Below are 12,434 nucleotides of genomic sequence, written 5' to 3'. Positions count from 1 at the left end.
AGAATAAACATGGGAAAAAAATTATTTGCTTTACTTGTCGCTTCCTTCATTGCGGTGTTGAGTATCTTTTCAGGGGGTTCAATGAAAGCAATGGCCAGTGGCAATGGCGGTTCCGTTCAAACGAATGGTGTGATTACGTTTTATGATGAAACAGTCACTTCTTCTTCGACTGAACCAGCTAATTCTTCAACAACAAGTTCATCAATGGCTTCTTCTTCAACACTGCCCGCAACAGACGGTTCAAGTACTGTTGGGAAACCGACAGGAACTTATCCCTCAACTGGTGAGCTTGTAAAAACAGGCTTATCATTCAGCGGGATTGCAATTGTAGCTGCTGTTCTTTTCTTCTTTTGGATAAAACGTAAGGAACAAGGTAAGAGAAAGGGGAGCAGATAATGCTAAATAAAAAATTGTTCCCTGCTGTATTACTTTCAGCTTCTCTTTTAGTTTCCTTCAACAATTTTGTTCCTGCGGAAGGAACTGAAAAGAATGCTGCAATTGAATTTACGAGGAGTACGGAGATTGATTACATTGTTGATCCGGAAAAACCCGAGAATGAAGTTAATCCCGGTGAAAGCCCAAGTACAAGCGGAAGGCTGCGGATTGATTTTGTTCCACAATTAAATTTTTCATCAAATGTTATTTCTGATAAAGAAGTTTCATATCCGGTAAATGCACAACTGTTTTTGGATGGGCAAACTAGTCCGCGAGGAAACTTTATTCAATTATCTGATTATCGGACAACAGCGACAGCACAGGGCTGGAAGCTGCAGGTTCGTCAAGAAAATCAATTCAGTAATTCAACTACGACAAACAGCTCATTAAATGGAGCAGTATTGTCATTTGATAAATCATGGATAAGTACACCAAATTCAACAACGGATGCACCTGTTGTTTCCAGCGAAATTATTCGCTTAAGCAATATTGGTGATACGTATGATTTGGCAACTGCTGAGACAGGCAGCGGCGCGGGAACATGGAGTATTTCTTTTGGGGCATCTGAAGGACATTCAGAGGGACAATCATCAACATTAAGTCCTAAAACAGACGCAAACAATGAGCCAGTTCTGGACTCCGCTTTTAATAGTCAGCAGGTCTATGAAAATAGTGCAATAAAGCTAACTGTACCGGGAGGCACTCAAATAGATCCGGTACCCTATTCAACGGTGATAACTTGGATTTTAGCCGAGTTACCATAAATATAAAACACACATTATTAGGAGGAAACACAAATGAAATTAACAAGTAAATTATGTGGTACAGCTTTATTAGCTGTAGCAGGAGTTGCGATTGCAGCACCAAATACGAAAGCGGTAGACAATCTGCAGCATGACGGAGATGCGTACATCGAATTTACGCGTAATACAGAGGGCGGCAGCAATACAACTATCACAAAACCAGGAACAACTGGTTCAACAATTACAAACATTCCAGATGTTACTGATCCAGGTGATTTTGGTATTGTAGCCGTAACACCATTGGATTTCAGCTCACATGAAGTAGTTGCCGGGTCAGCCGCGACTGAATATTTTGCATTGCCGTTTGTTGCAAATGAAGGAAATGCAGACGAATATTTGGTTGAAAACTTTGTTAAATTCTATGATGGACGTTCAACGTTGAATCGTGCATATAAATTATATGCTGAAATGACACAAGAATTTACTGGTCAAGTAGAAGGTACAGATGTTGCGTTGAATGGATCAGAGTTGACGTTTACAAATCTAGCATTAACTTCTATTGAACCAAGTCATTTACAACCAGAATCAGCTGATTTGAATTTTGGTACTAATTCATTGTCTTACAATGTTGCTGGTAATAAACAGCTTATGCTGGAAAATACTGCAGCAAATAAAGGAGCAGGTGATTATGAATTAACATTCGGTAACCAGGATGCAGGGACTGCAGCAACTTCAGTTAAACTTAATTTAAAGGATGATATTGAAATTTTCGAAACGAAATATACTGCTAAAATTCAATGGACACTGGAAGCCACTAGATAATTTACAGTATTAAACAAAGAGTACTGAGAGGTCGGGACAAAGCTTCTTCATGCGACGAGTAACCGCAGGAGTAAAAGTGTTCAGCTCGGAGACCCAAGTAGGTATCATCTACTCTGACAAGTCAATCGTAGTGATTTATGATACCAAGAAGGATAATCCGAAAATTGTCATGGAACATTATTCATGAAATGAATAGCTGTGGATTGATATCTACTTGGAGCTTTCTATATTTCCGAGATGTTGCCTGCGATTACTCGGCACAGATTAGGACCGACAAGTGCTGGTTCTACTTTGCCGCTTCTGCTTATATTCGTACTTTAGCAGAATGGTATGCGTAGTTTCGATAAGTATTCCTTGAATGAAACCAGCTTACTTGATGTAGTAGAACTGTATGCGCAGAAGAACTGCTGTCTCTGCGAGTCTAACGATTCTCGAGACAAAACATTACGCTGTATCCGTTTTTCTGCGTCTGCGGTTCTCGCTACACTTTGTTCCGAAATGGCAGAGCCATTAAGAATTGAAGGACTTCGTTTTGATCTCATCAATTTCTAAATGGCAAAGCTGCTAAGAATTGAAGGACTTGGTTCCGATCCTCGAAGCATGTCTGAGGGGGTATATAAGAACTTGATCCTACGCTTCTTACGAATGCTCGAATCATGCAAAGATTGGAACACTGTTTATTCGGTTTTAAGGGTTCTAGGCATGCTAATGCCATAGCCTCTCTTATTAAAAATATGAAAGGTCACAAGGTAGTCAGGTTATGAAAAAAGAAAAAAATTTTTTGTTTCCATTATTCCTTCTGTACATAGTGTCGCTATTCAGTTTTGGAGTTTCCACATATGCAGAAGAATCTGTAAGCACTGAAAATGAAGGAACAGATCCAATGGGTGGATTTAATTATCAAGTTATTAAACCAGAAAATCAACTTTCAAAAGATGTTGGCTATTTTGATTTGCTGATGACAGCAAGTCAGGAACAACTAGTTGAAATTCAGTTGATTAACGATTCTGCAAACGAAATGATTGTAGATGTTTCACTGAATGGTGCAAAAACAAACGGTAATGGTGTGATTGAACATGGACCGACTGCAATGGAAGATGACAAGTCATTAAAATATAAGTTTAATGATATTGTGAGTGCTGAAAGTGAGATTACTATTCCTGCAAATTCAGTGGTTCCCTTAAAGCTGAATATAAAGATGCCGGAAGTTTCCTTTGATGGGAAGATTGTTGGCGGTATTCAATTGAAACAACGAGTAGAACATCCAGAAGATCAAACAGGGATTATTAATGAATATGCTTATATGATCGGCATGATTTTGCAGGAAAATGAAGCAGTGCTGGAGCCGGATTTAATCCTGAACAAAGTGTATGCGGGGCTGGCTAATTATCGAAATGCTGTGTTTGTTAATTTTTCGAATATTGTTGCAGAGTACCTGGAAGATATGACTGTAGAGGTTCAGGTTATGCCAGGAGATTCAGAAGAAGTTTTGTATGATGTAAAAAAAGCCGGGATGAGAATGGCACCTAATTCATATATTGATTTTCCAGTCACAATGAATGGTGATCGTATGGAGCCTGGAAAGTATAAAGCACATATCCTTGTTGTCTCCGGAGAGAAACGTTGGGAGTGGACAGAGAATTTCGCCATTGCAGATGAAGAAGCAGATAAATTTAATGGGCAGGATGTTTCACTGGTTCAAGAAAGAGGAATCGATTGGAAGCTGATTGCTGGAATTGTAGGTACGGCATTGGCATTGCTTATTGTCATATTCTTGATTGTTCATACGGTCTCTAATAAAAAGAAAAAGAAGAAGTAAAAGCCTTCTAAAAAAAGACAGGCAGAAAATAGTTCGAAAATGAGGAAATATCTATGAATTTGAATATGAGTAAATTGGATATGGCCTTCATAGGTCTGCTGTCATTAGGAATTCTTTTGTTGTTGTTAGGTATAATCTTTTTAGTTCTTAGTATTGTTGCTGGAAGGAAACTGGAAGGGCTGAAGAAAAAAAGACCGAAAAACAAGAAAAAACGCAAAAAATGGCAGCGTATCTGTAGAAAGGCAGAACAATACAAGAAAAAGCGAAGAAGGAACGGTATTTTCCTTCTTATTATGGCAGTTTTACTTGGTGGAGGAGCATCTTATACTCGTTATTATCAATTGACGAATTTGAGTACTTCGAATGCAGCTGCATTAGCTAAAATCTATTATTTGATAGGAGAAATAGATAGTCAGATTGAATCCTATAATAATGGTGCTTCAATTGAAAAAACAGAAAAGAATATTCGGGATTTATCCCAGCAGTTGACAAGTGCTTCTGTAGAGACTGCTTATATGGGATTGAGTGTTGATGGTCAGAAAAAGCTGAACCGTTACTTCACTTCAGCAAAAAATCTTGGGATAAATTTAAATGCTCAAGCTCGAGTGATTTTGGAAAACCTGGAACAAATGGAAATGTATCAATCAGACATAGAAAAAATAAAAGAAAATCAGCAGGAAATATTTAAAGAATACCAAGTAAATGAACATGCGCTGAAGCAAAAAAAATGAGTTATCTTGAGTGTGAATAACTATGAAAAAAAGAACAAATAGGAAAATGACTGTTAAAAGCCAAAAGAGACAGGCAGCCAGATCGCCACACTATCGTATAGAAGATAATAAAAAACAAACTGCTATAAAAAAGAAGCGGAAGAAAATAACTTCAGACATTCCAAAAGAAAGAGCTGGAAGAAAATCATCCAAAAAAAGAAGACATCTGTCAGGAAAACAAAAAGGGCAAAAGAAATTTAATCAGTTTTTGGTCCAAATGAGTATTTCAATTGTAGTTTTTTCTTTTCTAATAGGTCTTATATCATTTTTTACATTCAGATTAGTAAAAGTCGAAGGGTATGCGATGACCCCTACATTGAACAATCGAGACCGATTATTTGTAAGTAAGGTCGAAAAAATCAAAAATTTTGATTTGATTTGTTACAAAAATTCTTCAGGGGAGAGTTATATTCGGCGTGTTATTGGATTGCCTGGAGATCGATTATTATATAAAAATAATCAGCTCTATCTAAATGAAAAAGAAGAGCTGGAGCGTTATTTGAATAGTTCAAGTGAGGGTTCTTCACAAATTACTGAAGACTTTGCTTTGGTTGAATTGACTGGAGAAAAATGGGTGCCGGAAAAGAAATACTTTGTTCTGGGAGACAATCGGTCTTATACAATTGACAGCCGCCATTTTGGTTTTGTCTCTGAAAAAGACATTATAGGAGTAGTAAAACTTCGTCTGTTTCCTTTCCATACAATGGTTCGTTTCTAATTTTAATGATAAAGGAATAAAGAAGTATGAAGAAAGATAAAAAGAAACTAGTTACCCAAGCTAGGTTGAAAAAAAAATTTATAGGAAAGCAGAAAGAGATCCTTATTTCTGCTTTCTTCTGTATCTGTATGGTCTTATTGCTTGTAATAGGCATCATGAAAATCAGGATGCATCGGATTGACGGGAGTTCAATGGAACCAACCCTAACCAATAGTGATCGGCTGATTATTTGGAAGACAAAAATTCCTGACCGATATGATTTAATTGCTTTCGATCCTGAAAATACCGAAGACAGTTCTTATACTAAGCGTGTGGTTGGGATACCTGGAGATCGAATATGGGTTGAAGGAAATGCCCTATTCATTAATTGCCGAATAAAGAAGGAACAAGCTGAAAAAGATATTCCAGCAAAAGAGTTGCCGGATGGAACGCTAAAAGTGACGATTACAGAAAATGTCTGGAATGATTTGGAACACTTAGATAATATTCCAGATGGATGCTATTTTGTATTAGGGGATAATAGCAACCATTCTACAGATAGCAGACATTTTGGCTTTGTTCGCGATGATCAGGTTGAAGGTGTCGCTGTCATTCGTTATTACCCCTTTTCAAAAATGGGGATTATAAATTGAATAAAAGGATAGTGAACTGTATATGAAAAAAAGAATTGTTGGATATATCCAGAAAAATTGGTTGGTTTTGATCCTGAGTTTTTTAATACCTGTCATCATTATGATAATTGTTTACTCTATGAATGGGATATACATAGGTAGTGAGCGAAGTATCATGGCAAGTGATTCTTTATCTCAATATTCCAATTTTCATGCCAGTTTCAATAATGTGCTTCATGGAGAACAAAGTATGTTTTATACATGGTACGGGTCCCTAGGATTAAATTACTGGGCATTTGCAGCATATTATGTGAATAGTATATTTACACCTTTAGTTGCTTTGTTTGATAATGCAGCTATGCCAGATGCACTTTATGTGATTACTCTAATAAAATTTGGCTTTATTGGCTTATCTTTTTATGTGTTTGCGGAACAGACATATAAAAAGATGTCACGCTGGCAGCAGCTTTCTTTTAGCAGCACCTATGCATTGATGGGATATACTGTTGCTTATTCACCAGTGATTATGTGGTTGGATGCCTTTGTCTATTTGCCTTGGATTATCTTGGGAATTCACCGAATACTGGATGGAAAGAAGCTGGGAATTCTATTTTTGAGCTACTTATTATTGTTTCTCTCCAATTTTTATATGGCATTTATGATCGGTGTTTTTTCCTTCCTCTATTATTGCATGCACTTAATTATTGACTGGTCTCGTTATAAAAAAACGATTTACCCATATATGATTACTTCTTTATTAGCTGGTGGCGCTTCGATGCTTACAGTTCTGCCGACCATTTTAGATTTAACAAACAATGGTGAAGGTTTAAATAAAATTGATCGTCTGTTTACTCCAGATACAGGGGGCTGGGATTTTATTGTAAAAAGTATGGTTGCGGTATATGACACCAGTAAATATGAATCAGCACCTTTTATATATATTGGATTGCTTCCACTTATTTTCTGCTGCTTCTACTTTGTTTCAGACAAATTTTCTCTAAGAAGTAAATTATGCTATGGTACTTTGTTCATTCTACTTATTGCAAGTGTTTATATTGATGCGTTAAATTTATTCTGGCATGGTCTGCATGCTCCAAATATGTTTTTATTCCGGTTTAGCTTTCTGTTTTCCTTTTTAGTCATTTTGTTCGGCGGCTATGGATTTGAGGCTTTTGATAAAAAGGATCAAAATAAACTAATGAACATACTACTAATCATTGGTAGTCTGTTTATTGCAGCAATTCTTTTGTCAAATCCTAAACGATACAACTATATCACGAATGAGTCGCTTTATCTGACGATTGGATTTCTAGCTCTTTATGCGGTTTGTCTGCTGTTATATGGAAAAACAGATAAACTGAGGATATACATACCGATATTTTTGTTTCTTTTAATGAGTACTGAAACTTTTTTTAATGCAAAAGGTTTAATTGCAGGTGTGGGAGCTGATTGGGGATATCCTGGCAGATATTATTATTCTGAATCCTATTCCGATATTGAAAAGCTGGTTAATCAGACAAAAAAAGAAAATGATACATTCTATCGAATGGAAAATCTTGATCGGGCAAACTTGAATGACAGCTTTACTCATGGGTATAGTGGGGTAACAATGTTTTCTTCAATTCGAAACCGCCATTCTTCAGCGTATTTGAATAATTTAGGCTTTCGATCCTTGGGGACTAATCTGACAATTAATTATGATAATAATACACTTTTCATGGATTCTTTACTGGGAATCAAGTATAACATTGCTAAAGATGACCCAATGAAATTCGGCTATGAAAAAATTTCTGAAAGCGGTGATTATGCTCTTTATGAAAACAGCTATGCTTTACCGCTCGGAATTTTGACAGATGATGGAATATTTGAAACAGATGCAGTAAAAAATCAAACTGCTTTATTTAACCACTTAGCTGAAACGAATGAAATAATGACTGAAGTGGTGGAGCCAAGACAAGTAACTATAGAAAATGCAGTTGTTGCAACTTCTGGAAAGGAACAAATCTATACTGAAATCAGTCCTGGAAAAGAAAAAGTGATAACGTGGTCTGTCTATGTACCGGCTGGTCACCAGGCATACTTAAGTATTTATCCAACAGATATGATGTACATGCTTGAAGGAAGTGTTAAAACAACAGTTAATGGAGTGACAAGGGAGACTACTATCACATCGTCAGGTCAATACTACAATTTGGGTGATTATGAAACAGGAACAACGGTTGAGGTTAAAGCTGTATTTACAGGGACTAGAATGATTAAAATTTATAAGCCGGATGTATTACTATTAGATTCGACTAAATTTGAACAAGCTGTTGAAGCAGTTCAAGCAAAGGGTGTGTCATTTGAAACCACAGGCAGGACGGCAACTGCAAAAGTTAAATTGGCAAAGGATCAAGTCCTCTTTACAACAATTCCTTATGATGCAGGTTGGACTGCCTATATTGATGGTGAAAAAATAGAAATACCAACCTTCAAAAATGCCTTTTTGACATTGGCAATTCCTGCTGGAACTCACGAGATAGAATTTGTCTTTTTACCACAAGGGTTAAAAACAGGTCTCATACTTTTTGCAGGCTGTATTGCTTTGTTTTTGCTATATAGAAGGTACGAAGATCGATTGATACGGAGAAAAGAGGAATCATCAAATGAATAAAAATTTTTATATATTTCTGGCAATGGTACTGCTTCTCCTTAGCGGATGTTCTGATTCATTATCCGATGAAAAAGTGAAATTCAATGGTGCTGGTCATACCTTTGAATTTCAACTTCCAAGCGACTGGGACACACAAACGGAATCAAAATTAAAAGAAAACTTTGGTGATGCAGCAGCTTTTGGTGCAGAGGATACAAAGAGTGATTCTTTTATGTATATTTTGGCATTTTCAAAAGCAGAGGTTGATTTAGAGAATTTCGCTGAAAAGACAAGAGAAGAACTTCAACGGACATATGGTTATGAAAATCTTGAAGATGTCTTTATGAAAGAATATGAAGTAAATGGCTATCCGGCATTTAAATATACTTTGAATACAAGCTTTGAAAATGAGAGTATGTGGGCTCACTTTTACTATATTGCGACGGAGAATAGTGTTGTACAAGTTAATTATTTTTCAGCAGATGATAGAAATTACGAAAAGCGAGTAGAAATCCTTAATCAATCAGCTGATAGTTTAGTAGAAAAAGGAGCAGCAGACAGTGAGGGGATTTCAGATAGTTCTGCTTCTGACAGCAGCTCCAATATGTTTGCAGAAAATGCTTCCATGCGGTTTGAAGTAACTGGCTATCGCAAAGTGACAATCATTGATCAAGAGTATTTGGCAGTAAGGTTTAAGCTATTGAATAAGGGCGAAAATTCAATAAAACCTGCTGTCTGGTTTAAAAAGACAAGCTTGACAATTGGGAATCAAGTGCTTAATCAATCAGACTTTCCAGAAGAAGAAGCTGTAGAAAATTTGAAAGTACTGGCTGAGGCGAATGATGATGAGCTTTCTAGAGGAGAAGAAAGCGAAGGATTAGCTTTTTATAAAGTTCCAACTGATAAAAATAACCGGGTTGTGAGTCTAACCTTTGTTGAAGGTGAGTTTGATCAAAGCCAGCTAATTCAGATGGATTTGAGTGTATTTGACTAGAAAAATAAGTAAATGAAAGAAAGTAAAAGAGGGAAAATGGTGCATTTGTCAAAAAAGTATTTTTAGCACTAATTTTTTTGATTTTTCTAAAATAAATTCAGTAGAGAATTAGTTAAGCTGTATATTCTTATGTCGATTGATCACTGCCAACAGCTATCTAATAGAAGCAATTGATCTGATTAAGATAAAGGGGAAAATTTATGTTTTTTAATAAAAGAATCATTCATTCGTTACTTGTACTCTTACTTGGATGTGGGTTTTTAGTAGCATGTGATGGATCATCTGCTAATAAGTTGTCATCAGAAGACAACTTATTAATCTGGTCGGAAAATCGAGATAAGTCATTTCCAAGTTATGATATTGGGGAGATGACTAAGGAAGAGGCAGAGGAGTTAATGAAGGAGAAGCTTCAATTGATGTTAACGGAAGCTTTCAAAAACGCAACAGGCATTTTGACTGAGCAGCTGACCATGGATAATCAGACGTTGGACTACACGCAATACTATAGTCAATCCTCAGCAGCAGAGGTTGATTACAGTGAATATTTAGTTTTCAAAACTTCTGAAGGGTATTACCCGATTTCTGCTCAGGTAGAGATAAAATATACCCTTGACAAGGGAAAGAAAACAGTTTCTTCAACACGAGAAGCTGTTGTTGTAAAGAATATTGCCTCTACAGAGCAATTCAATGGGAAGGATCAAAAGAAGCTGATCTCTCAGCTAGCATCTGCATATAATATTTCGGAAAATGATTTTTCCATGAAACTTTCAGAACTTTCAGGTAAATATAATGAAACAATTTATTTATACGATACATTGGAAACTGCAAAAGAGGATGAAAGTCTGGGTAAGAGAATCTATGTGAAGTTTGCCGATAATGGGGTGGTTTCAATAATTGGACTAGTATTGGAAGATTTTAGAAAGTAGTAAAGTAATGTTACCTGAACTAAACTGAACTTATTTTGGTAATGGAATAGAAAGTCCGTTTCGCCTGAGCTCATTGAGATCAACAGGTAAAACGGACTTTTTCAGGGCAGTAAATTTTTTTAGATTTTTCCTAACAAGCACAAATGTAATTTACCCAATCATTTTATAGTAATTTGCCTGATTTTTTCGTTTTGCAAAGCCTATATGTTCATAAAAGTGATGAGCTGCTTTTCTTTCTTCACCGGAGTTCAGACGTATTCCGCCTGCTCCTGTTGCTGCTGCCCATTTTTCAACGGACTGCATTAATTCTTTTCCGCAGCCTTTTCCCTGAAATGCTGTATCAACAGACAATGCCAGTATATTAATCATCTTTGGTGCATAAATGGTTAGATAGACCGCTGCATGAATATAACCGCATACTTGATCATCAATAGTGCAGATGAATAGTTTATTATCAGTCAAATTAAGAAGATCTTCCAGCTGCTCCTTTGTTTTAATCAGCGGGTAGTCATAGCCAAGGGAGTCCTGGTTAATTGTATGTAAAGCTTCGGCATCAGAAAGTATTGCTTCCCTAATAATCATATACATCTCTCCTTAATTTCTTTAGATCAATTGCTGCTTGGCTCTGTCAGTAAAAGCGAACATGCAGCATAATAAGAGGTATTTTAGTCTGGTTCTTCTGTAAAAGAGGTTGTTCTATTATTTCTCTGCAATTTTCTGGGCTTTTCCTGTATTGGCAAAATGCAGTTTAACATAGTTGGACAATAGGTCCATGCCTCCTTGTTTTAAAACTCGGGCGGCAACCTGATCCGATTTTGCACCTGCACCAGACGGTACTGTATATCCCAGTTCATTAGATTCCTTCTGCAGCTCTTCTAGAAAGGCCGCTCGACAGATGATTGATGCTGCAGCAACTGCAATGTGATACTGTTCTCCTTTAGTAATAAAATAGAGTTTTTCTGTTACCTGATTTTTTTCGCTGCGGACATATTTCCGGTAGTTGCCTTCTGGGGTGAATTGATCAATCAGAATGCCTTCCGGTTTAACAGGTGCCAAATCCTTCAGCAGTAAATAAATTGCTTGATTATGCAGTGCAACTTTCATATGTACGGCATTGTATTTTGGTTGAATCTCATTGTATTTTTTTGGCTCTAAAATAAGCAGACGGTAGGGAATCAATTCCTTCACCAGATGTGAGAGCTTAATGATTTGGTCATCTGTCAGTTCTTTTGAGTCGCGGACGCCCAATGCTTTTAATTTTGAAATCATATTCTTTTCAACATAGGCTGCACAGACTGTGACGGGGCCAAAGTAGCTGCCGTTTCCTACCTCGTCACTGCCGATGACAGACAGCTGATCAAATCCCGGAGGCAGCTGCTGGGATTTGGAAGGGTTAGCTGTTTTTGCAGAGGTCGCAGGATTTCCCCATTTTTGGGCTTCTTTTTCTGCACCGGTTCCTTGGAACATCACTTTACCGGAATTATAAGCAGTGATAGTCGTTGTTCCGGTTTTAGCTGTGAAAAGGGTATAGGGAACAGATTTACTTAGTTTATTTTTTTCGTAGACCGCAGCCATTTTTTTAAGCGTTTCGTTCGATACTTTGATTACTTGATTTTGTTTCATTTTCTCTGTCCTTTCTGTATTTTCTCTATAGTAAGATAATTAACCCAAAAAAGAAAGGCTCAACTATGTTGCTAAAACAGAAAACTATTTTCTTAATACTTATTTGGGACAGACTGATCAAATTATTAGGAAAGCTGATTTTTTAAAGAGGATCGCATTTTTTGGGGATTTGAAGCAGCTGCGGGTTACTTGCGATTGTTTCTATGATAAACTACTGGAATTGGTTCTGCAGATCTTTACTCAGTACGCAGCTTTTTTCTTCGTAAATCAGAATCTTTATCTTTAAACGTGACGTTGGAATTTGCAGAGCAATCCGGTAAGATTAAAAGTAAACTATTTAA

12 protein-coding genes are annotated in these 12,434 nt (G+C 36.8%); 10 read left to right on the top strand and 2 right to left on the bottom strand.

Annotation, left to right across the window (positions count from 1 at the left end):
• The first annotated feature begins 9 nt into the window (after positions 1-9).
• From IW492_RS09525 to IW492_RS09480, 10 genes are all read left to right on the top strand, one after another.
• The gene (locus tag IW492_RS09525; protein ID WP_202067384.1) at positions 10-396 is read left to right on the top strand and encodes an LPXTG cell wall anchor domain-containing protein; all 387 of its coding nucleotides are present in this window, start codon (positions 10-12) and stop codon (positions 394-396) included.
• Entirely contained in the window at positions 396-1,199 is an 804-nt protein-coding gene (locus IW492_RS09520) for a WxL domain-containing protein (protein WP_202067383.1), read from the top strand. Before IW492_RS09525 ends, IW492_RS09520 begins: the two co-directional genes overlap by 1 nt.
• Before the next feature lie 33 nt (positions 1,200-1,232).
• Positions 1,233-2,000: a WxL domain-containing protein gene (locus IW492_RS09515; RefSeq protein ID WP_202067382.1), complete on the top strand. Its 768-nt coding sequence runs from the start codon at positions 1,233-1,235 to the stop codon at positions 1,998-2,000.
• 760 nt (positions 2,001-2,760) lie between these two features.
• On the top strand, positions 2,761-3,819 hold the full coding sequence (locus IW492_RS09510; RefSeq protein WP_202067381.1) for a DUF916 and DUF3324 domain-containing protein: 1,059 nt from the start codon (positions 2,761-2,763) through the stop codon (positions 3,817-3,819).
• Between the two features lie 53 nt (positions 3,820-3,872).
• Positions 3,873-4,550 (top strand): hypothetical protein, encoded by a 678-nt coding sequence (locus IW492_RS09505; protein WP_202067380.1) that lies wholly within the window; start codon positions 3,873-3,875, stop codon positions 4,548-4,550.
• A 22-nt stretch (positions 4,551-4,572) separates the two neighbouring features.
• Positions 4,573-5,307 carry a signal peptidase I gene (gene lepB, locus IW492_RS09500; protein WP_202067379.1) on the top strand — a complete coding sequence of 245 codons (735 nt, stop codon included), beginning with the start codon at positions 4,573-4,575 and terminating at the stop codon, positions 5,305-5,307.
• Between the two features lie 26 nt (positions 5,308-5,333).
• Positions 5,334-5,939, top strand: coding sequence for a signal peptidase I (lepB, locus tag IW492_RS09495; RefSeq protein WP_202067378.1), 606 nt, complete (start codon positions 5,334-5,336; stop codon positions 5,937-5,939).
• 22 nt (positions 5,940-5,961) lie between these two features.
• The gene (locus tag IW492_RS09490; protein ID WP_202067377.1) at positions 5,962-8,571 is read left to right on the top strand and encodes a YfhO family protein; all 2,610 of its coding nucleotides are present in this window, start codon (positions 5,962-5,964) and stop codon (positions 8,569-8,571) included.
• Entirely contained in the window at positions 8,564-9,544 is a 981-nt protein-coding gene (locus IW492_RS09485) for a hypothetical protein (RefSeq protein ID WP_202067376.1), read from the top strand. Before IW492_RS09490 ends, IW492_RS09485 begins: the two co-directional genes overlap by 8 nt.
• Before the next feature lie 200 nt (positions 9,545-9,744).
• The gene (locus tag IW492_RS09480) at positions 9,745-10,470 is read left to right on the top strand and encodes a hypothetical protein (RefSeq protein WP_202067375.1); all 726 of its coding nucleotides are present in this window, start codon (positions 9,745-9,747) and stop codon (positions 10,468-10,470) included.
• Between the two features lie 150 nt (positions 10,471-10,620).
• Here the strand turns inward: IW492_RS09480 and IW492_RS09475 are convergent, their stop codons facing one another.
• Positions 10,621-11,052, bottom strand: coding sequence for a GNAT family N-acetyltransferase (locus IW492_RS09475; RefSeq protein ID WP_202067374.1), 432 nt, complete (start codon positions 11,050-11,052; stop codon positions 10,621-10,623).
• Positions 11,053-11,169: 117 nt separating this feature from the next.
• Entirely contained in the window at positions 11,170-12,093 is a 924-nt protein-coding gene (rnhC, locus tag IW492_RS09470; RefSeq protein WP_202067373.1) for a ribonuclease HIII, read from the bottom strand.
• Positions 12,094-12,434 lie beyond the last annotated feature (341 nt).

The organism is Enterococcus sp. BWB1-3, assembly GCF_016745275.1.
Classification (GTDB): domain Bacteria; phylum Bacillota; class Bacilli; order Lactobacillales; family Enterococcaceae; genus Enterococcus_L.
The sequence above is the reverse complement of the archived record's forward strand: the minus strand, read 5'-3'. Positions and strand labels throughout refer to the sequence as shown.

Coding starts and splice junctions, on each gene's coding strand:
- lepB (WP_202067379.1), top strand. CDS start 4,573: ATGAAAAAAAGAACAAATAGGAAAATGACTGTTAAAAGCCAAAAGAGA.
- IW492_RS09505 (WP_202067380.1), top strand. CDS start 3,873: ATGAATTTGAATATGAGTAAATTGGATATGGCCTTCATAGGTCTGCTG.
- IW492_RS09525 (WP_202067384.1), top strand. CDS start 10: ATGGGAAAAAAATTATTTGCTTTACTTGTCGCTTCCTTCATTGCGGTG.
- rnhC (WP_202067373.1), bottom strand. CDS start 12,093: ATGAAACAAAATCAAGTAATCAAAGTATCGAACGAAACGCTTAAAAAA.
- IW492_RS09510 (WP_202067381.1), top strand. CDS start 2,761: ATGAAAAAAGAAAAAAATTTTTTGTTTCCATTATTCCTTCTGTACATA.
- IW492_RS09485 (WP_202067376.1), top strand. CDS start 8,564: ATGAATAAAAATTTTTATATATTTCTGGCAATGGTACTGCTTCTCCTT.
- lepB (WP_202067378.1), top strand. CDS start 5,334: ATGAAGAAAGATAAAAAGAAACTAGTTACCCAAGCTAGGTTGAAAAAA.
- IW492_RS09475 (WP_202067374.1), bottom strand. CDS start 11,052: ATGATTATTAGGGAAGCAATACTTTCTGATGCCGAAGCTTTACATACA.
- IW492_RS09480 (WP_202067375.1), top strand. CDS start 9,745: ATGTTTTTTAATAAAAGAATCATTCATTCGTTACTTGTACTCTTACTT.
- IW492_RS09520 (WP_202067383.1), top strand. CDS start 396: ATGCTAAATAAAAAATTGTTCCCTGCTGTATTACTTTCAGCTTCTCTT.
- IW492_RS09490 (WP_202067377.1), top strand. CDS start 5,962: ATGAAAAAAAGAATTGTTGGATATATCCAGAAAAATTGGTTGGTTTTG.
- IW492_RS09515 (WP_202067382.1), top strand. CDS start 1,233: ATGAAATTAACAAGTAAATTATGTGGTACAGCTTTATTAGCTGTAGCA.